Raw genomic sequence first — 18,589 nt, 5'->3', positions numbered from 1 at the left:
GTCGGTGGGGCGGGCGGGCAGGGGAGTGCAGGATTCTCCCCGACCCGCCCGGACGAAGGGCCGTGCCAAGGCCCGTACCGAGCCCGTGTTGAGGGCCGGGCAAGGGACCGGCAGCAGGCCAGGCGGCCTAGTAGCCCCGGCGCGCCCGCCGCCCGCCGCCGCCGCTCATCCGGCGCCACCACATCAGGCCACCGCCGATGAGCAGGATGCCGGCCGCGCCGGCGCCCGCCGAGGCGGCGATCAGCGTGGTGTCGGTGCCGGTCGTGGTGCCCGCCGGCTGGAGCGCGTCGCCGAGCTGGTTGCGGACGTCGTTGCCCGTGCTGACGCCCTTGGCGAGCGGTCCGCGTGAGCCCTCGGTCGGCAGGGCGACGTACGGGAAGGCCTTCTCGAAGGTCTTGTCGTTCTTGTCGACCGCGTCACCCAGGTCGTTCTTCGCGCCGAGGAGTTCGCCCTCGACGACCTGGAGCGAGGCGTCGATCACGTCGTCGGTGAGCCGACGCCCGTTCGGGAAGCCCGCGTTGTCACCGTCCAGTACGCCCAGCCGCTTGGGAGAGGCGGTCGGCTTGATGGAGGTGTTGAGGCGCAGCTGTTCCGAAGGCGTCACGTGCGGAGGCTGGTTGAGCCCCTTCACGCCCTTGAGGAACACGTCCACCAGGTCGTTGCGCGGCTCGGCGGGTGCCTTGATCTTGTAGATCGCCTCGATGAGCTTCGGCAGTTCCGGGTTGGTGACGTTCTTCAGGAACTGGCCGTCCTCCTTCGGCACGGACGCGTTGAACCTGTCCTTGTCCTTGATGGGGTTGACGACCTCGTTGACCAGCGGGCTGCCCAGCCGGGAGACCTGCGCGAAGTGGCCCTGCGCGTTGCGTCGCTGGGTGGTCGACCAGATGCCCACGATCGGCTGGTGCTCGGACTCGGCGATCAGGTCCGTCGGCACCTGGAGGGCGATCGAGTTGACGTTGTAGCCCTTGAGCGTGTCGTTGCCGACCTCCGAGAGGTTCCCGCCGTACAGCAGGTCGAAGACGCGCAGGTCGAGGAAGAACGGATCGTCGGCCTGGCCGGCGAAGGTCTGCGAGCCGTTGGACAGCTTGTAGACCGCCTGGCTGCGCAGCTTGGCGTAGTCCGGCATCGACGCCTTGCCGACGTTCGACGGCGCCACCGGCACGTCGTCGGCGAGCTTCGTCGTGTGGACGACCTTCTCCTTCCTCAGCTTGATCAGCTCGAGGTCGTACGTCTGCGTCACGTTCAGGTCGGGGTCGTCCAGACTCTCGACCGCCCCGGTGTTGTACAGGAACGTCTTCTTGTTCTTGACGTGCGTCTTGAAGGTGTAGCGGAAGACCAGCTCGCCCTGCGCGTCACCGTTGTTGTCGACGCGGATGTCGTACTGGGCGTCCTCCGCGAACGGGAAGAAGTTCGGGCCGCCGGCCGGCTCCTCGAACGGGATCCAGTTCGCGACGATCGTCGTGGTGTCCGGCTTGTCCGGGCTCACGAACGCGTACACGTCGGTGTTGTCGTACTGCGGGGTGCCCGAGATCAGCGGGGCCTCCCGGTGGCTGGAGGCGGCGGCCTCCCCCGGTTCCAGCGTGGCGACGCCGGCGGCTGCGAGCCCCCCGGCGGCCAGCGCCCCGCATATGAGGGTCGCGACGCCCGTGCGTCCGGATCCGCTCCTGGAGATAGCTGTCATGCCGTCCGTCCTCAGTGCCAACTTGTCTGACGGACAGTGATACGGACTGGGAGCGCCGGATGGATTGGTCGGAAACCAAAAACTTTTTCTTTCCTGCTCACCCGCGTTTTCACCCCCCTGATCCGTACCACTGCCGGAGGTGTGTCCGTTGCGAGTGCCTGGTAGGACGGGACGGCCGGGGTGCGGCCGTGGGGAGGGGGACCGGATGGAGGCCGACGAACTGCTGGTGCTCGTCGCGGGAGGCGACCAGAACGCCTTCGAGCGGCTCTACGGGCTCGTGTCCGGGCCGGTGTTCGGACTGGTGCGGCGCGTGGTCCGGGACCCGGCGCAGTCGGAGGAGGTCTCCCAGGAGGTACTGCTCGAACTCTGGCGCTCCGCCGCCAAGTTCGACCCCCGGCGCGGCAGCGCCCTGTCCTGGATCCTCACCCTCGCCCACCGCCGCGCCGTCGACCGGGTGCGCAGCGTCCGGGCGGCCGGCGAGCGCGAGCAGCGCGAGGCCCAGCGGGCCCACCACCCCGCCTTCGACCAGGTGACCGAGGAGGTGGAGGCGGGCCTGGAGCGGGAGTGGGTGCGCCGCTGCCTGGACAAGCTGACGGCCCTGCAACGCCAGTCCGTCACCCTCGCCTACTACGACGGCTACACCTACCGTGAGGTGGCCGAGCGGCTCTCGCTGCCGCTGGGCACGGTCAAGACCCGGATGCGCGACGGACTCACGCGGCTGCGCCACTGCCTGGGAGGTGCCGTATGAGCATCCTTGGATTCCTCCGCCGGGAGGATCTGCACTCGCTGGCCGCCCCCTACGCCCTCGACGCCCTCGAACCCGGCGAGCGGCGCCGCTTCGAGAAGCACCTGAGCGGCTGCGACCGCTGCACCACCGAGGTGCGCGCCCTGGCCGAGGACGCCGTCCGGCTGGCCTGGTCGACGGCCGCACCGGCTCCGGCCGCGATGCGCGACCGGGTCCTGGCCGCCGTACGGACGATGCCGCAGGAGCCCGCACGTGAGCCGTCGCGGGAGCGTGCGCCTCAACTGCCACCGCACGTCTGGGGCACGCAGCCGCCGCCCGGACGCTCCCGTGCGCCCCGGGCGCGCCGCCCGTTGTTCGTGCCGTTCGCCACGGCGACGGCCGCCGCCGCCCTGGTCGTCGCCTCCCTCTTCGCGGTCCAGGCCGGGCGCACCCAGGACCGGCTGGACGCCGAGCGGGCCCAGGCACGTGAGATCGCCCACGTTCTCGCAGCTCCGGACGCCCGCGTGAGCACCGGCAAGGACGCGCGGGGCCGCACGATCGGAGTGATCGCCTCCGCGGCGGAGGGCGAGGCGGTCGTCACGTTGAGCGGATACGACGGACTGCCCGGCGGGCAGGTGCACCAGCTGTGGGTCATGCGCCCCGACGCGCAACCGCGCTCCCTCGGCCTCTTCGACGGTGACACGCCCTTGGTCGCCACCGGGCTCGATCCCTCGTCGGCGTCACTCGCTGTGACCGTCGAGCCCGACGGAGGGTCAGCGCAGCCCACTACTCAGCCGGTTGTCCAACTCGCCCTGAAATCGCTCGGATTCGGAGAGTGACGGCGCAGGGATCGTCAACCCCCTTACGGGGTAGGTGATTCCCGTGACCGGGATACATGTGTGCCTCGTCGGGACGATAGGGTTACCCTGCCCGTGCCGGGTGGACTCGTACGGGTGGGGAGTGACATGGAACAGATAGCAGTGCACACCAGGGCGAGGGTCCCTGCGATCACCTGCGGGAGCAACGCGACCAGTTCGCGGCTCGACCGCCATCTCTCGGTGCTCGGGGGTCCCGCCATACCCCAACGGGAGACGGTCGAGGCGACCTCCCTCATGCGGGAACTGACCTCGCGCGAGCCCGCCCGCCGCAGTCCGAGGGGCGCCCGGGTCCGCCGGGTCTCGCTGTTCGCCCCCCTGCGCCGACTGCGCCGTTCGCTGTTCGGCAGCAACAACAAGCACTGAGGCCCGCGCTCAGGCGGCCACACCGTCCCGGCGCAGCGCTGCGATCTCCTCGTCCGTCATCCCCACGGCACGCAGCAGGGCTTCGGTGTGCTCCCCGAGCGCGGGCACGGCCCCCATCCGTGCCTCCACCCCGCCCGGCAGCGTGATCGGTGGCAGCAGCGCCCGCAGCGGTCCGACCGGCGAGTCCACCTCCCGCCACCGCTCACGGGCCGCCAGCTGCGGGTGTTCCGCCACCTCGTGCAGATCCCGCAGACGCGCGCACGCGATGCCCGCCGCCTCCAGCCGCGCCAGCGCCTCGTCGGCGTCCAGCGCGCCCAGCGCCTTCGCCACCAGCGCGTCCGTACGCTCCCGGCCGGCGACCCGCGCCGCGTTCGTCGCGTACGCCGGGTCGGTGCCCAGCTCCGGGCGCTCCAGCAGCTGTTCGGCGAGCCGCCGCCACTCCCGGTCGTTCTGCACCGACAGCAGCACCCGCCCGCCGTCGGCCGTCGCATAGGCGTCGTAGGGTGCGATCACGGCGTGTGCAAGGCCGGTGCGGGCGGGGGCCGTACCGCCGTGCATCGCGTGGTGCAGCGGATGCCCCATCCACTCGGCGAGCGCCTCCAGCATCGACACCTCCACCGGCCCGCCCCGCCCGGTCGTCCCGCGTCGCACCAGCGCCGCCAGGACGCCCGAGAAGGCGTACATGGCCGCCGCGATGTCCGCCGCCGGGATGCCCGCCTTCACCGGGTGCGCGGGCGTCCCCGTCACCGACACCAGCCCCGCCTCGCACTGCACGAGCATGTCGTACGCCCGCTTGTCCGCGTACGGCCCCGACGTGCCGTAGCCCGAGATGTCGACGGCGACCAGGCGCGGGTGTGCCGCGCACAGGGTGGCCGCGTCCAGGCCGAGCCGGGTCGCCGCCCCCTGCGCGAGGTTCTGCACGAACACGTCCGCGTCGGCGATCAGCCGGCGTACGACGTCCAGGCCGCGCGGGTCCTTCAGGTCCAGCGCGATGGACTCCTTGCCGCGGTTGCACCACACGAAGTGCGAGGCGAGGCCGCGTGCCGCGGTGTCGTAGCCGCGCGCGAAGTCGCCCCCGTCGATCCGCTCGACCTTGATCACCCGGGCGCCGAGGTCGGCGAGCTGCCGGGTGGCGAACGGGGCCGCGACGGCCTGCTCGACGGCGACGACGGTGAGCCCTTCGAGGGGCAGGGGCAGGGGCGAGGGCGGGGGCACGGGCTGCTGGTCCATGGGGTGGATCATGTCCCGCGCGGCCCCGGTCTGTCATGGCCGCGCGTACCGCCGCACGGCGAGCGGCGCGAACACCGCGATCAGCAGGGCGCACCAGGCGAGTGACCCCGCCACCGGATGCGCCACCGGCCAGGCGGCGCCCTCGGGGACCGGCGCGTTGCCGAACAGGTGTCGCAGGGCCGTCGTCACCGCGCTGATCGGGTTCCACTCGGCGAGGGTGCGCAGCCAGCCCGGCAGGTCGCCGGTCGGGATGTACGCGTTGGACAGCAGCGGCAGCATGAAGGTCGCGCTGCCGAGCTGACCGGCCGCCTCCTCGCTCCGGGACAGCAGCCCCAGGAAGACGCCGGCCCAGACGCAGGCGAACCGGAACAGGAGCAGCAGCCCCAGGGCACCGGCCGCGGCGGGCGCCGACCCCTCGACCCGCCAGCCCACCGCGAGCCCGACCAGCAGGAACGGCACGGTCCCCACCGCCGTGACGAGGAGGTCGGCCACCGCCTGCCCGAGCGGCACCGCGGCCCGGTTGACCGGCAGCGTGCGCAGGCGGTCGGTGACCCCCCGGTGGACGTCCTGTGCCGCCTGGAACATGCCGGTCATGACGCCGTTGGCGGCGGTCGCCACCAGCAGGCCGGGCACGAGGAAGGAGCGGTACTCGGCGCCCGGCATCGCCAGCGCGCTGCCGAAGACGTAGCCGAAGAAGAGCAGCATGGTGATCGGCATGGTCTGGGTGAGGATCACCAGGGCCGGGTTGTTGCGGACACGCAGCAACTGGCGGCCCAGCATGGCCGAACCGTCGTGGGCGAGGGCGCTCATGCGGCGGTCTCCCTGTCGTCGGTGCGGCACGTGCCGCCGGCGGGCCGGTCGTCCGTGAGGCGCAGGAACACCTCGTCCAGGGTGGGCGGCCGGAGCGTGACGTCGAGCAACGGCACGCCCGCGGCGTCGAGTTCGCGGACCAGGCGGGGCAGGGTGAGTGTGCTGTCGCGGGTGACCGCGCCGACGGCGGTCCGCTCCTGGTCGAACGAGGGCTCGCCGCCGGTGAGTCGGTCGAGGACGGCCGCCGCCGGCGCGAGGGCGGCCGGGTCCGCGACGACGGCCTCCGCGTAGGACCCGACCAGCGCCTTGAGGTGCCGGGGCGATCCGGTCTGCGCGACACGGCCCCGGTCCACCAGGGCGATGTCGTCGGCGAGCTGGTCGGCCTCCTCCAGGTGCTGGGTGGTCAGCAGGACCGTCGTGCCCTCGTCGCGCAGCTCGCGGACGGCGGCCCACACGTCGTTGCGGCTGGCGGGGTCGAGGCCGGTGGTCGGCTCGTCGAGGAACAGCACCCGCGGGCGGCGGACCAGGCTCGCCGCGAGGTCCAGGCGCCGCCGCATCCCGCCCGAGTAACCGGACGCGGCACGGTCGGCGGCCTCGATCAGGCCGAAGCGCTCCAGCAGCACGTCGGTCCGCTCGGCCGGCCCGCGCACCCGGTGCAGCCGGGCGAACAGGCGCAGGTTCTGCCGGCCGGTGAGGTCGCCGTCGACGGTCGTGTTCTGTCCGGTGACGGCGATGACACGGCGGACGGCCGCCGGCTCCCGGACGAGGTCGTGCCCGGCGATCCGGGCCGACCCGCGGTCCGGCCGCAGCAGCGTCGTCAGCAGGCGTACGGCGGTCGTCTTGCCCGCCCCGTTGGGCCCGAGGATCCCGCAGACCGTGCCCTCCGGGACGGCGAGGTCCAGGCCCCGCAGGGCGTGCACCCTGCCGAAACGCTTCTCCAACCCCTCACTAAGTACGGCGTACGTAGTAGTCATGGCCCGACCATAGCGCATTACGTACGGTGTACGTAACTACGATGGTTGCCGAGGTGATGATCGATGGCTGGCCGAGCGGCCGTACCGGAAGTGATCTGGGCCCGTCCCGAGCGGACGGGCCGGGGGCCGAGGCCGGCGTACACGCGTGCCGACATCGCGGCGGCGGCCGTGCGGATCGCCGACGCGGAGGGGCTCGACGCGGTGTCCATGCGGCATGTCGCGGCCGAGCTGGGCTGCGGCACCATGTCCCTGTACAACTACGTCCCCCGCAAGGAGGACCTGTACGAGCTGATGGTCGACGCGGTCAGCGGCGAGCACGAGCTGTGGGAGCCCGGCGGCGACTGGCGGGCCGACATGCTGCGGGTCGGACGGCAGACGCGCGAGCTGATGCACCGGCACCCGTGGCTGCCCCGGCTGATGTCGCCGGTGTACGGGTTCAGTCCGAACGCCCTGCGGTACCTGGAACACTGCCTGGCCTGCCTGGACCCCCTGGACATGACGTACGGCATGAAGATGCAGCTCGTCGGCATGCTCAACGGGGTCGTGACGATGTACGTCGCCAGCGAGCTGGCCACCGCCGAGCGGACCCGGTCGCTGCCGTGGTCGGAGGAGCAGGAGAACGCGGCCCGGATCGGCTACCTGGGGAGCCAGGTCGCCACCGGCGCGTATCCGCGGATGGCCGCGGCGTTCTCCGAGGACCCCGGGCCGATCGATCCGGAGGCGGTCTTCCGGTTCGCGCTGGAGAGGGTGCTCGACGCTTTCGCGCCCAAGGGCTGACCCCCTGACGGCACCTCGCGGTGACCCCCTGCGGCACCTCGCGGACCCCTACAGGAGGGCCAGTTGGCCCTCCGGGCCCTCCTCGTCCGGGGTCAGGACCGAGGCCGGGCGGCGGGTCCGGCGCGGCACCGGCAGCACGCCCGCCGCACGCAGGTCCGCCGTCGTGACGGAGTCCGTCACCCGCAGCTCGTCCTGCTGTGGCCGGAGTTCGGCCAGCAGGGTCAACACCGTGATCAGTTCGAGGAGTTCGGAGGTCCAGGGCTGGAGCCAGCTCCGCGGGCGGACGGCGGACAGGGTGCCCGGATCGCCGGAGGCCGTACGGGCCGTGAACCACTCCTCCAGGACCCGTACGCCGCCCGCCTCGAAGTCCCAGGCCTGCGGGGGGACCGGCGAGATACGGCCCTCGTCGAGGTGGAGGGCCTCCTCGTCGCGTTCGTAGCGGACGGTCAGGGGCAGGACGGGGAGCGGGGCGCGGACGTAGGGGCGGCGGCCACCGGGCAGCTTGGGGCGTTCGCCGTCGCGGCGCAGGAGCCACAGCACGCGGTGGCCCAGCTCGACGCCGCGGGACCACAGTTCGGGGTCCCGGGTGAGGGGGACCGTGAGGTCGGGGCGGACGGTGGCGAGGGCCCAGGCCAGGAAGTCCAGCGGGTCGCGGGAGTGACCGAGGTGGTCCAGCAGGCCCGGCGCGAGGTTGGGTTCCCGCGCGTCGGGGCGGCGGTACAGCGGGCGGATCCGGCCGGCGCGCGGCATCGGGAGGAGGGACGTCGCCAGGAGGTGCGGGGCGTCCGGTGACTCCACCACGAAGACCTGGTGCGCGTCCGCCACCCGCCACAGCTCGGGCCGGGCCGCGTCGATCAGCCGGTGGTCGGGGATGAGCCACCGTTCGTCGAAAGGAGCGGCCAGGACCCGGACCGGCTCGGGGCAGGGGCCCGTGGCCCGGATCAACCGCCCGGTGCCGGCGGCGCTGCCGGGCAGTCGTCCGACCGCGGTGTGCGCGGTGCGTGAGCGGGTCGGCTCGAACAGGGCCTCGCGGTCCGCTCCCTCCGCCTTAAGGAGGGCGTCCCAACGGGCCTTCAGAGAAGCCGGGTCGGGGTCCATCGGCCACCCCCGGCCGAGCCGCGGCGGTGCGACGGACCACGGCATGAGGTCCGCCAGCGGCGGAGCTTCGTCGCGCGTCACGCGTGGCATCGTACGACGTGCTCAGTGGGCGTCGAGGGTGACGGTGAAGGAGAAACGGTCCCCCCGGTAGTGGATGACGGCCACGTCCAGCGGGCGGCCGGCGCTGTCGTAGGTGACGCCCGTGTAGTGCAGGATCGGGCTCAGCAGCGGCACCGCGAGCAGCCGGGCGGTCTCCGGGTCCGCGAGGCGGGCCTCGACCGTGTCGGTGATCCGGCCGATGTCCGCCCCCACGACGTCCCGCAGCACCTTCGTCATCGGCCAGCGCAGCAGGTCCTCCGGGTCGATCGACGCGGCGAGTTCCGGACGGACGTAGTTGCGGGCGTGGTTGGTCGGCTCGCCGGTCTTCTCGTCGCCGCGCAGCCGGTGGTACGCCGCCACCTCCGCCAGGTCGGGGAAGTACTCGGCGACCTCGGCCGGGACCTCCGCCCCGCCGTGCGAGAGGAGTTCCGTCACCATGCCCGACTGCTGGGCCACGATCGCGTCCACCGAGCCCAGCAGCCGTACCGGGGCGCCCCGCTGGGCCGTCGGCTCGATGAACGTGCCGCGGCGGCGGTGCCGGGTGATCAGCCCCTCGTCCTCCAGCTCCTTGAGCGCCTGCCGCATGGTCAGCACGCTCACCCCGTAGTGCCCGGCCAACTGCTCCTCGGTGGGCAGCCGCAGGGGGTCCCGGGGGGAGCGGCCGAGTATCGAGGCGCGCAGTGACTGCGACACCTGGTACCAGAGCGGCAGCTTGCGGTTCAGGACGATCGAGTCCGGCGCGAAGGAGGTCACGGGGCCATCCGTACCTGTCGGGAATCCTCAGTGCAAGGGGCGGAAGTGGCGTTCGAGACCCGACCACACGTCGTCGTAGCCCCGTTGCAGCCGGTCCGTGCCGGCCGCCTGCGGGGTGAGGGTGACCGGCCACCGCGTCTCGAACATGAACGCCAGCCCGTCGTCGACCTTGTGCGGCACCAGCTCGGCGGCGCTCGCCCGGTCGAAGGTCTCCCGGTCCGGGCCGTGCGCCGACATCATGTTGTGCAGCGAGCCGCCGCCCGGCACGAAGCCCTCCGCCTTGGCGTCGTAGGCCCCCTCGATCAGGCCCATGTACTCGCTCATCACGTTCCGGTGGAAGTACGGCGGCCGGAAGGTGTCCTCGCCCACCAGCCAGCGCGGCGCGAAGACCACGAAGTCCACGCCGGCCAGACCGGGGGTGTCGGACGGGGACGTGAGCACCGTGAAGACCGACGGGTCCGGGTGGTCGTACGAGACCGTGCCGATGACGTTGAAGCGGCGCAGGTCGTACACGTACGGGACGTGGTTGCCGTGCCAGGCGACGACATCGAGCGGTGAGTGGTCGTAGGTGGCCGTCCAGAGGTTGCCGCAGTACTTGTTCACCACCTCGACCGGGCCCTCGACGTCCTCGTACGCGGCGACGGGCGCGCGGAAGTCGCGCGGGTTCGCCAGCCCGTTGGCACCGATGGGGCCGAGGTCGGGAAGGCGGAAGGGGGCGCCGTAGTTCTCGCACACATAGCCGCGGGCCGTCCCGTCGAGCAGTTCCACCCGGAAGCGGACCCCGCGCGGGATCAGGGCCACGTGGCCCGGCTCGGCGTGCAGCAGGCCGAACTCCGTGCGCAGCAGCAGTCCGCCGCGCTCCGGGACGATCAGCAGCTCGCCGTCGGCGTCGCTGAACACCCGGTCCATGGAGGCGTCGGCGTGGTACAGGTGCACGGCCATGCCGGCGCGCTGGGCCGCGTCGCCGTTGCCGCCCAGGGTCCACAGGCCCCGGAGGAAGTCCGTCCCCGGCGCGGGGTCGGGGAGAGGGTTCCAGCGCAGCCGGTTGGGGTCCGGGACGGTGTCCGTGAAGGGGGCGGTGCCCAGGGTGCCGTTGTCCGCGCGGGTGAACGCCGGGTGCGCCGCGGAGGGGCGGATGCGGTACAGCCACGAGCGGCGGTTGTGGGCGCGCGGCTCGGTGAAGGCGGAGCCGCTGAGCTGCTCCGCGTACAGGCCGAGGGGGGCGCGCTGCGGCGAGTTGCGCCCCTCGGGCAGGGCGCCGGGCACCGCCTCGGAGGCGTGCTCGTTGCCGAATCCCGTCAGGTACGTCAGCCCCGCTGCCGTCCTGCGTGCGTCCCCGCTGTTCATACGTGCTCCCTCGACCGGCGATTCCTCTGTATCACCGTAGGATTGCGGTTTCCCGGACGCAAGGGGTACGCGGGTCCTCCTCTCGGATGACGATCACCGATGGCGGGAACCCGACCCCAGGAGGATCCCTGTGTCGTACCGGTGTTCTACGCTCCCGAGCATGTCGTGGAGTCGTGGAAGCCTGCCCGCACTCGCGGTCTGTGTCCTGTTGGTGACCGGATCCGCGGGCTGCGGATCCGATGACGCGCCCGCGCCGACGGGGCAGGAGAGCGCGCTCTCGTCCTCGCCCGTCGGCAAGGTGCTCGACGACACGGACGACGACGGGCGGCACTACCGGGAGGTGGGGGAGAAGGGCGCTCCGCAGGTCGCCCTCGAGGTGGAGCCGGACGCCGAGGGCGGCTGGGACGTGCGCCTGAAGCTGCGCGACTTCCGGTTCTCGCCGTCCGGCGCCGAGGCGCGGGCGGTCCCCGGTCGCGGCATCGCCCGGCTCTTCGCCGACGGTCAGCCCGTCGCCGACCTCCGCGACACCTCGTACCGCATCCCCGAGGGCTACCTCGGGCACGGCACCCACCAGGTCACCGCACGGCTGTACGCGGACGACGGCACGGTGTGGGCCGTCGACGGGAAGCCGGTGGAGAGCACGGCCGACATCACGGCATCGGAGCCGGAGCCGGAGCCGGAGTCGGAGTCGGAGCAGGGGTCCGGGGCCGAGCCGGACTCGTCGTCCCCTTCCGCGCTGAGTGCACCGGGCACCTTTCCCCGTACCGAGGGGCAAGGTTCACCGGACCGCGGCGGAAAGGCATCATGAAGCCCGTGCCCCACGCGACATCGCTCCGTCGCGCGCCTGTGCAGCGACGCAGCGCCGAACGGCTGACCAGAATCCTCGACGCCTGCGCCGACCTCCTCGACGAGGTCGGCTACGAGGCCCTGAGCACCCGGGCCGTGGCCCAGCGCGCCGGCGTCCCCATCGGGTCCGTCTACCGCTTCTTCGGCAACAAGAAGCAGATGGCCGACGCGCTGGCCCAGCGCAACCTGGAGCGGTACGCCGAGCGCGTCACCGGGCGGCTCAAGGACGCGCGGCCGGGTGACTGGCGGGCCGCCATGGACGCCGTACTCGACGAGTACCTGGGCATGAAGCGCACCGCGCCCGGGTTCTCCCTCGTCGACTTCGGCAACCAGATCCCGGTCGGCTCGCGCGCCGAACCCAACCACCGCGTCGCGGACCGGCTCACCGACCTCCTCTCCGACTATCTCGGGCGCAGCCCCGACGAGGACCTGCGGCGCATCTTCCTGATCGCCGTGGAGACCGCGGACACCCTCGTCCACCTGGCCTTCCGGATGGCGCCCGAGGGCGATCCGAAGGTGATCGAGGAGACGCGGGAACTGCTGCGGGCATACCTGGGACGCGTACTGGACTGAGGTGTCCGGCCGATCCGTCGGGTCAGGACCCTCCCTCGCATCCGTACCGGTCGGTATGCTCGGCGGAAGAGAGCGTCACCGCCGCCGCCTTCCCTGGAGGACCCGTGTCCCGCACCGCCCTGCGAATCTGCCCCCTGTGCGAGGCCACCTGCGGGCTGACCCTGACCATCGAGGGAACCCGGGTCACCAGCGCCCGCGGCGACCGCGACGACGTGTTCAGCAACGGGTTCATCTGCCCCAAGGGCGCCTCCTTCGGCGCCGTCGACGGCGACCCCGACCGACTGCGCACCCCCCTCGTCCGCCGGGACGGCGAACTGCGCGAGGCCACCTGGACGGAGGCCTTCGACGCCGTCGCGGCCGGCCTCCGCCCGGTCGTCGAACGCCACGGCCCGCACGCGGTCGGCATGGTCCTCGGCAACCCCAACGTGCACACCATGGCCGGCGCCCTCTACCCGCCGGTGCTGCTCGCCGGACTCGGCACCCGCAGCCTCTTCACCGCCTCCACGGTCGACCAGATGCCCAAGCACGTCTCCAGCGGACTCCTCTTCGGCGACGCCAACGCCATCCCCGTGCCCGACCTGGACCACACCGACCACCTGCTCCTCATCGGCGCCAACCCCCTGGAGTCCAACGGGAGTCTGTGCACCGCCCCCGACTTCCCCGGCAAGCTCAAGGCGCTCAAGGCCCGCGGCGGCACCCTCACCGTCATCGACCCGCGCCGCACCCGCACCGCCAGGCTCGCCGACCGGCACATCGCGATCCGGCCCGGCACCGACGCCCTGCTGCTCGCGGCGACGGCGCAGGTCCTGTTCGAGGAAGGGCTCGTGGAACTGGGCGAGTTGAGCCGGCACGTGCAGGGCATGGACGAACTGCGGGACGCGGTAGGGGACTTCACCCCGGAGTCGGTGGCGGCCGCCTGCGACGTGGACGCCGACCTCGTCCGCACCCTCGCCCGGGAACTCGCCGCCGCCCCCACCGCCGCCGTCTACGGCCGCATCGGCAGCTGCACCGTCCCCCACGGCACCTTGGCGAGCTGGCTCGTCGACGTCCTCAACATCCTCACCGGCAACCTCGACCGGCCCGGCGGCGCCCTGTTCCCGCAGGCCGCCACCGACCGGACACCCCGGCCCGCCGGTCCCGGCCGGGGTTTCGCGCTCGGGCGCTGGCACTCCCGCGTGAGCCGGCACCCCGAGGCGAAGGGCGAGCTGCCGCTGTCCGCGCTCGCCGAGGAGATCGACACCGCCACGGACGAGGGCACACCGGTCCGGGCGCTGATCGTCGTGGCCGCCAACCCGGTGCTCTCCGCGCCCGACGGCGACCGGCTCGACAAGGCGCTCGACTCGCTCGACTTCATGGTCAGCGTCGACCCGTACCTCAACGAGACCTCGCGCAACGCCGACGTCGTCCTGCCTCCGCCCCCGCCCTCCCAGAGCCCGCACCACGACTTCGCGTTCAACACCCTCGCCGTCCGCAACCAGGTCCGCTACACCCGCCCCGCCGTCCCGCTGGAACCCGGCAGGATGGCCGAGAGCGAGATCCTCGCCCGGCTGACCCTGGCCGCCACCGGCATGCACGGCGCCGACCCCTCGGCCGTCGACGACCTCGTCATCGGCCAGACCCTCGGCAAGGCGGTCGAGGACCCGCACTCACCCGTGCACGGCCGGGACCCCGAGGACCTCGCGGCACAGCTCGCCGGCGAGAGCGGCCCCGAGCGCCGGCTCGACATGATGCTGCGCCTCGGCCCCTACGGCGACGGCTTCGGCGTACGCCCCGAAGGCCTGGGTCTGGAGCGGCTGCTCGCGCATCCGCACGGCATCGACCTCGGACCGCTGCGTCCGCGCCTGCCGCAGCCGCTGAAGACCCGCAGCGGGAAGATCGAGCTGCTGCCCCGGCCGATCGCCGACGACCTCCCGCGGCTGCGGCGGGCGGCGGCCGAGCGCCCCACCGGCCTCGTCCTCGTCGGACGCCGGCACCTGCGGTCCAACAACAGCTGGATGCACAACGTCCCCGCTCTCACCGGCGGCACCAACCGCTGCACCGTGCAGGTCCATCCCGAGGACGCCGAACGGCTCGGGCTGCGCGACGGGGAGCCGGTGCGGGTCAAGGGCGCCGGGGGAGAGGTGACCGCCCCCGCCGAGGTGACCGACGGCGTGCGCCGGGGCGTCGTCAGCATCCCGCACGGCTGGGGCCACGACCGCCCCGGCACCCGGCTGAGCCACGCCTCCACCGACCCCGGCGTCAACGTCAACCAGCTCCTCGACGGCAGTCTGCTCGACCCGCTGTCCGGCAACGCCGTCCTCAACGGAGTGCCCGTCGAACTCAGCCCACTGGCCTGACCAGGAGTTTTGCGCTTATTGCTCGCGCGTCAACGTCTTGTTAACACCGTTTGAACGGTCCTAACGTCAACGCACCGCCGACCCTCAGGTGGGATGTTCAAGGGCGAACGTTAGGTATCCATTCATGCTGACCATCCTCGGCTTCGCCATGATCGCGACCTTCCTGGTCCTGATCATGCTGAAGAAGATGTCGCCGATCGCGGCGCTCGTCTTGATCCCGGCACTGTTCTGCGTCTTCGTCGGGAAGGGCGCCGAACTCGGTGACTACGTCCTCGACGGTGTCACCAGCCTCGCCCCCACCGCGGCGATGCTCATGTTCGCGATCGTCTACTTCGGTGTGATGATCGACGTCGGCCTGTTCGACCCGATCGTGCGGGCCATCCTCAAGTTCTGCAAGGCCGACCCGCTCCGCATCGTCGTCGGCACCGCGGTCCTCGCCGCGATCGTCTCGCTCGACGGCGACGGCTCCACCACCTTCATGATCACCGTCTCGGCGATGTACCCGCTGTACAAGCGCCTGAAGATGAGCCTGGTCGTGATGACCGGTGTCGCCGCGATGGCCAACGGCGTGATGAACACGCTGCCCTGGGGCGGCCCGACCGCCCGCGCCGCCACCGCGCTGAAGCTCGACGCCAGCGACATCTTCATCCCGATGATCCCGGCCCTGGCCGTCGGCCTGCTGGGCGTCTTCGCCCTCTCGTACGTCCTCGGCCGCCGCGAGCGCAAGCGGCTCGGCGTGCTGACGCTGGACGAGGTCCTGGTCGAGGAGAAGGCCGAGACCGAGACGGTGCTCGTCGGCGCCGGCACGGGGAACGGGTCAGGCACCGGTACCGGCAAGACGGCCGCCGCCACGGGCGGTTCGGGTTCCGGCACCGACGCCGACGCCGACGCCCGCACCGGCGTCGACGAGCCCGCCGCCGAGGAACCCGAGGACGACGAACGCCTCGCCGGACTCGACCCCGACCGCGCCACCCTGCGCCCCAAGCTCTACTGGTTCAACGCGCTCCTCACGGTCACGCTGCTCACCGCCATGATCATGGAGTTGCTGCCGATCCCGGTGCTGTTCCTGCTCGGCGCCGCGCTCGCGCTCACCGTCAACTTCCCGCACATGCCCGACCAGAAGGCCCGCCTCGGCGCGCACGCCGAGAACGTCCTCAACGTCGCCGGCATGGTCTTCGCCGCCGCCGTCTTCACCGGCGTCCTGACCGGCACCGGCATGGTCGACAACATGGCCAACTGGCTGGTGGACAACATCCCCGACGGCATGGGCCCGCACATGGCCTTCGTCACCGGCGTGCTGAGCATCCCGCTCACCTACTTCATGTCGAACGACGGTTTCTACTTCGGCGTCCTGCCCGTCCTCGCCGAGGCCGGCCAGGCCCACGGGGTGTCCTCGCTGGAGATCGCCCGCGCCTCCCTGGTGGGCCAGCCGCTGCACATGTCGAGCCCGCTCGTCCCCGCCGTCTACGTCCTCGTCGGCATGGCCAAGGTCGAGTTCGGCGACCACACCCGGTTCGTCGTGAAGTGGGCCGCCCTGACCAGCCTGGTGATCCTCGCGGCGGGCATGCTGTTCGGGATCATCTGACCCGCGTGACCCGATCCGTACGCTCTCCCCGGAGGACAACACCATGAGGCCCGGTGGGAACCGCGGCTGGCTGCTCCGCCTCGTCATCGCCTTCGGCTTCGCGCAGGGGGCGGTGTCCATGGCCCGGCCCGCCGTCTCCTACCGGGCCCTCGCGCTGGGCGCGGACGAGCGGGCGGTCGGCGTCATCGCCGGTGTGTACGCCCTGCTCCCGCTGTTCGCCGCCGTCCCGCTGGGGCGCCGTACCGACCACGGCCGGTGCGCGCCCCTGCTGCCCTTCGGCGTGGTCCTGATATCCGGCGGCTGCGCGCTGAGCGGCGTCGCCGGCTCGCTGTGGTCGATGGCGCTGTGGAGCGGCGTCATGGGCCTCGGCCACCTCTGCTTCGTCATCGGCGCCCAGTCGCTCGTCGCCCGTCAGTCCGCGCCGCACGAACAGGACCGCAACTTCGGCCACTTCACGATCGGCGCCTCCCTCGGCCAGCTGGTCGGCCCGATCGCCGCGGGCACCCTGATCGACGGCTCCGACATGGCCCGCAGCAGCGCGCTCGCCCTCGTCGTCGCCGGCGCGGGCGCCGCGGTCGCGTTCACCTCCCTGTGGCGCATCGAACACCCCGGCACCTCCGCCACGTCCCGTACGGCGCGCGGTGACCGCGTCCCCGTCGTACGCATCCTGCGCGCCCGGGGCGTCCCCGCGGGCATCCTCGTCAGCCTCTCGGTGCTGTCCGCGACCGACATCCTCACCGCCTACCTGCCGGTGGTCGGCGAGCACCGGGGCATCGCCCCGTCCGTGATCGGCCTGCTGCTCAGTCTGCGGGCCGCCGCCACCATCGCCTGCCGCCTGGTCCTCACGCCCCTGCTGCGGCTGGTGGGGCGGACCGCGCTGCTCACCGTGACCTGTCTGCTGGCGGCCCTGCTGTGCGCCGGGATCGCGGTGCCGGTGCCGGTGTGGGCGCTGGCCGTGATGCTCGCGGCGCTCGGTTTCTGCCTCGGGGTCGGACAGCCGCTGTCCATGACCACCGTCGTCCAGGCCGCGCCGGACGGCGCCCGGTCCACGGCTCTCGCGCTGCGGCTGACCGGCAACCGCCTCGGCCAGGTCGCCGCGCCGGCCGCCGCGGGCCTGATCGCCGGGATCGCGGGCGTGGCGGCGCCGTTCGTGATGCTCGGCGGGCTGTTGCTGCTGTCGTCGGGGGTGGCGCTGCGCTCGCCGGAGCGGGCGGCGCGCGGTGGTGGTGGCCCGGGGAGTGGGGGCGGGGTCCGGCGTACCAGGTCGCCGTTGGGCCGTAAGAGCGATATCTGAGGCGCGGCACGCGGTGCTTCCGTGAACCACGGGTCGGAATGTGACATTCAGTCAGGTGCAAGCCGATTTGTATGAAAATCATCTGACTCGGAGGTTCTCTGATGCCGACCTCGTCCCGTCCACGCAGGGTCGCCACACTGACGGCCCTCGCCGCCGGTGGAGCCGTTCTCCTCGGAGCGCCGGCCGCCGTCGCGGCCCCCGGGGACAACGGAGACGTCAAGGTGCACATGGCGGGCACCGCCGTCAGCGCCCAGGCCAACCAGCCCAAGGTGTGCAAGTTCTACCTCGACGCCTTCAACTTCGACGTCGCCCAGGGCATCAACTGGACCATCGCGCCCCAGTCGGCGCAGGCCGGCACCACGGCCACCCTCTCCGGCACGGTCACCCTCGCCAACGGTGCCGGGGTCACCGAGAACCTGATGCTGCCCGACGGGCAGTACAAGCTGACGTGGGTCGTCGTCGGCGGCAGCGGCGCGGGCAAGCAGAAGGTCTTCAAGGTCGACTGCCCGGACCGGCCGAACGGCCCCGGCGGCCCCAACGGCGGTCCGCCGGCGGGCGGCGGCGGTCTGGCCCGCGACGCCGCGTTCACGCCGGTCGCCGGTGCCGCGGCGGTGGGACTGGCCGCGGTCGGCGGAGCGGCCTGGTTCCGGCTGCGCCGCCGCTCGCATGGCGCCGCGTAGGCGGATCCGCAGGCCCTGGTACCGGACGCGCGCCTACCGCCTGACGAGGACGGCCGCCCTGGCCGTCACGCTGGTGACGGGCGCCGTCTGGTGGGGCCACGCCGAGGAGCCCGCCGACACGGCGGTCCTCACGGTCGGCTCCGCCGGTTCGGCGGGTGGGGGAGTGGACGGGCGAGGCCCCGACCAGCAGGCACGTCCCGGGGCCGGGCCGACGCCCTCCGGGAACTCCCGCGAGGGTGCGCCGCGTCGCGTCCGGACCAGGCCCGGTACGGGACCGGCCTGTCGGGGCCGGCGCGGCCCCCGGTGGGCGCGCCTTCCGCGACGACCCCCGCCTCGGGGGAAGCGGCAGCCCACGCCGGGGGCGGCACCGGCACGTGCCCGGCCGTCCCCGCAGGGGAAGTCGTCCGCACGCGCCGGGCAGTCGCCGCAGCGGGCGGCACCGTCGCGTCCCCGGCCGACCCGGCCGGTCTCGTCGCCGTCCGGTCCCCGGCGGCCTCCGTCGGCGACGGGAGCCGCGCCCGCGCCGGGCGGGGCGGGCGCG

General features: G+C 72.7%; 17 protein-coding genes. 10 read left to right on the top strand and 7 right to left on the bottom strand.

Going from position 1 to position 18,589, the window contains the following annotated elements; genetic code table 11:
- Positions 1 to 127: 127 nt before the first annotated feature.
- Positions 128 to 1,681 carry a DUF4331 domain-containing protein gene (locus tag BM536_RS20740; protein ID WP_073497418.1) on the bottom strand — a complete coding sequence of 518 codons (1,554 nt, stop codon included), beginning with the start codon at positions 1,679 to 1,681 and terminating at the stop codon, positions 128 to 130.
- A gap of 205 nt (positions 1,682 to 1,886) precedes the next feature.
- On the opposite strand from BM536_RS20740, the gene BM536_RS20735 reads away from it, so the two are divergent.
- The 3 genes from BM536_RS20735 (at position 1,887) to BM536_RS20725 (ending at position 3,646) form a co-directional block, all read left to right on the top strand.
- Complete coding sequence (locus tag BM536_RS20735; RefSeq protein ID WP_073497419.1) at positions 1,887 to 2,429, top strand: sigma-70 family RNA polymerase sigma factor; 543 nt, start codon at positions 1,887 to 1,889, stop codon at positions 2,427 to 2,429.
- Positions 2,426 to 3,244 (top strand): anti-sigma factor, encoded by an 819-nt coding sequence (locus BM536_RS20730; protein WP_094103316.1) that lies wholly within the window; start codon positions 2,426 to 2,428, stop codon positions 3,242 to 3,244. The genes BM536_RS20735 and BM536_RS20730 overlap by 4 nt, the downstream gene beginning before the upstream one ends.
- Before the next feature lie 126 nt (positions 3,245 to 3,370).
- Positions 3,371 to 3,646: a hypothetical protein gene (locus tag BM536_RS20725; RefSeq protein WP_073497420.1), complete on the top strand. Its 276-nt coding sequence runs from the start codon at positions 3,371 to 3,373 to the stop codon at positions 3,644 to 3,646.
- Between the two features lie 9 nt (positions 3,647 to 3,655).
- Here the strand turns inward: BM536_RS20725 and BM536_RS20720 are convergent, their stop codons facing one another.
- Genes BM536_RS20720 through BM536_RS20710 form a run of 3 tightly spaced genes read right to left on the bottom strand, consistent with a single transcriptional unit; the run spans position 3,656 to position 6,660 of the window.
- On the bottom strand, positions 3,656 to 4,876 hold the full coding sequence (locus BM536_RS20720; protein WP_094103500.1) for a CaiB/BaiF CoA transferase family protein: 1,221 nt from the start codon (positions 4,874 to 4,876) through the stop codon (positions 3,656 to 3,658).
- A 33-nt stretch (positions 4,877 to 4,909) separates the two neighbouring features.
- Positions 4,910 to 5,686 (bottom strand): ABC transporter permease, encoded by a 777-nt coding sequence (locus BM536_RS20715; RefSeq protein ID WP_073497424.1) that lies wholly within the window; start codon positions 5,684 to 5,686, stop codon positions 4,910 to 4,912.
- On the bottom strand, positions 5,683 to 6,660 hold the full coding sequence (locus tag BM536_RS20710; RefSeq protein ID WP_094103315.1) for an ATP-binding cassette domain-containing protein: 978 nt from the start codon (positions 6,658 to 6,660) through the stop codon (positions 5,683 to 5,685). Before BM536_RS20710 ends, BM536_RS20715 begins: the two co-directional genes overlap by 4 nt.
- A gap of 63 nt (positions 6,661 to 6,723) precedes the next feature.
- On the opposite strand from BM536_RS20710, the gene BM536_RS20705 reads away from it, so the two are divergent.
- Entirely contained in the window at positions 6,724 to 7,437 is a 714-nt protein-coding gene (locus tag BM536_RS20705) for a TetR/AcrR family transcriptional regulator C-terminal domain-containing protein (RefSeq protein ID WP_073497426.1), read from the top strand.
- Positions 7,438 to 7,485: 48 nt separating this feature from the next.
- Here BM536_RS20705 and BM536_RS20700 read toward each other — a convergent pair whose 3' ends face one another.
- Genes BM536_RS20700 through hmgA form a run of 3 tightly spaced genes read right to left on the bottom strand, consistent with a single transcriptional unit; the run spans position 7,486 to position 10,734 of the window.
- A complete protein-coding gene (locus BM536_RS20700; protein WP_073497428.1) occupies positions 7,486 to 8,625 on the bottom strand; it encodes a type ISP restriction/modification enzyme in 1,140 nt (379 codons plus the stop codon).
- 12 nt (positions 8,626 to 8,637) lie between these two features.
- Positions 8,638 to 9,387, bottom strand: a complete 750-nt coding sequence (locus BM536_RS20695; RefSeq protein ID WP_073497430.1) for a GntR family transcriptional regulator — start codon at positions 9,385 to 9,387, stop codon at positions 8,638 to 8,640.
- Positions 9,388 to 9,414: 27 nt separating this feature from the next.
- Positions 9,415 to 10,734: a homogentisate 1,2-dioxygenase gene (hmgA, locus tag BM536_RS20690; RefSeq protein WP_094103314.1), complete on the bottom strand. Its 1,320-nt coding sequence runs from the start codon at positions 10,732 to 10,734 to the stop codon at positions 9,415 to 9,417.
- Positions 10,735 to 10,894: 160 nt separating this feature from the next.
- Between hmgA and BM536_RS20685 the strand changes: the two genes are divergently transcribed.
- The 6 genes from BM536_RS20685 to BM536_RS20660 all read left to right on the top strand — a co-directional run bounded on the left by BM536_RS20685 (position 10,895) and on the right by BM536_RS20660 (position 18,048).
- Positions 10,895 to 11,542 carry a hypothetical protein gene (locus BM536_RS20685; RefSeq protein ID WP_073497432.1) on the top strand — a complete coding sequence of 216 codons (648 nt, stop codon included), beginning with the start codon at positions 10,895 to 10,897 and terminating at the stop codon, positions 11,540 to 11,542.
- Complete coding sequence (locus BM536_RS20680) at positions 11,539 to 12,153, top strand: TetR/AcrR family transcriptional regulator (RefSeq protein ID WP_073497434.1); 615 nt, start codon at positions 11,539 to 11,541, stop codon at positions 12,151 to 12,153. Before BM536_RS20685 ends, BM536_RS20680 begins: the two co-directional genes overlap by 4 nt.
- Before the next feature lie 104 nt (positions 12,154 to 12,257).
- A complete protein-coding gene (locus BM536_RS20675) occupies positions 12,258 to 14,489 on the top strand; it encodes a molybdopterin oxidoreductase family protein (protein WP_094103313.1) in 2,232 nt (743 codons plus the stop codon).
- Between the two features lie 124 nt (positions 14,490 to 14,613).
- Positions 14,614 to 16,074: a CitMHS family transporter gene (locus BM536_RS20670; protein WP_073497436.1), complete on the top strand. Its 1,461-nt coding sequence runs from the start codon at positions 14,614 to 14,616 to the stop codon at positions 16,072 to 16,074.
- 43 nt (positions 16,075 to 16,117) lie between these two features.
- Positions 16,118 to 17,368 (top strand): MFS transporter, encoded by a 1,251-nt coding sequence (locus tag BM536_RS20665; protein ID WP_073497438.1) that lies wholly within the window; start codon positions 16,118 to 16,120, stop codon positions 17,366 to 17,368.
- A 101-nt stretch (positions 17,369 to 17,469) separates the two neighbouring features.
- Positions 17,470 to 18,048, top strand: a complete 579-nt coding sequence (locus BM536_RS20660; protein ID WP_094103312.1) for a hypothetical protein — start codon at positions 17,470 to 17,472, stop codon at positions 18,046 to 18,048.
- Positions 18,049 to 18,589 lie beyond the last annotated feature (541 nt).

The organism is Streptomyces phaeoluteigriseus, assembly GCF_001896135.2.
Taxonomy (GTDB): Bacteria; Actinomycetota; Actinomycetes; order Streptomycetales; family Streptomycetaceae; genus Streptomyces; species Streptomyces phaeoluteigriseus.
The sequence above is the reverse complement of the archived record's forward strand: the minus strand, read 5'-3'. Positions and strand labels throughout refer to the sequence as shown.

Bases quoted from the DNA above. Each gene is read 5' to 3' on its own strand.
- BM536_RS20660 (WP_094103312.1), top strand. From the start codon at position 17,470: ATGCCGACCTCGTCCCGTCCACGCAGGGTCGCCACACTGACGGCCCTC.
- BM536_RS20705 (WP_073497426.1), top strand. From the start codon at position 6,724: ATGGCTGGCCGAGCGGCCGTACCGGAAGTGATCTGGGCCCGTCCCGAG.
- BM536_RS20720 (WP_094103500.1), bottom strand. From the start codon at position 4,876: ATGGACCAGCAGCCCGTGCCCCCGCCCTCGCCCCTGCCCCTGCCCCTC.
- BM536_RS20700 (WP_073497428.1), bottom strand. From the start codon at position 8,625: ATGCCACGCGTGACGCGCGACGAAGCTCCGCCGCTGGCGGACCTCATG.
- BM536_RS20735 (WP_073497419.1), top strand. From the start codon at position 1,887: ATGGAGGCCGACGAACTGCTGGTGCTCGTCGCGGGAGGCGACCAGAAC.
- BM536_RS20680 (WP_073497434.1), top strand. From the start codon at position 11,539: ATGAAGCCCGTGCCCCACGCGACATCGCTCCGTCGCGCGCCTGTGCAG.
- BM536_RS20740 (WP_073497418.1), bottom strand. From the start codon at position 1,681: ATGACAGCTATCTCCAGGAGCGGATCCGGACGCACGGGCGTCGCGACC.
- BM536_RS20725 (WP_073497420.1), top strand. From the start codon at position 3,371: ATGGAACAGATAGCAGTGCACACCAGGGCGAGGGTCCCTGCGATCACC.
- BM536_RS20685 (WP_073497432.1), top strand. From the start codon at position 10,895: ATGTCGTGGAGTCGTGGAAGCCTGCCCGCACTCGCGGTCTGTGTCCTG.
- BM536_RS20715 (WP_073497424.1), bottom strand. From the start codon at position 5,686: ATGAGCGCCCTCGCCCACGACGGTTCGGCCATGCTGGGCCGCCAGTTG.
- BM536_RS20670 (WP_073497436.1), top strand. From the start codon at position 14,614: ATGCTGACCATCCTCGGCTTCGCCATGATCGCGACCTTCCTGGTCCTG.
- hmgA (WP_094103314.1), bottom strand. From the start codon at position 10,734: ATGAACAGCGGGGACGCACGCAGGACGGCAGCGGGGCTGACGTACCTG.
- BM536_RS20665 (WP_073497438.1), top strand. From the start codon at position 16,118: ATGAGGCCCGGTGGGAACCGCGGCTGGCTGCTCCGCCTCGTCATCGCC.
- BM536_RS20730 (WP_094103316.1), top strand. From the start codon at position 2,426: ATGAGCATCCTTGGATTCCTCCGCCGGGAGGATCTGCACTCGCTGGCC.
- BM536_RS20710 (WP_094103315.1), bottom strand. From the start codon at position 6,660: ATGACTACTACGTACGCCGTACTTAGTGAGGGGTTGGAGAAGCGTTTC.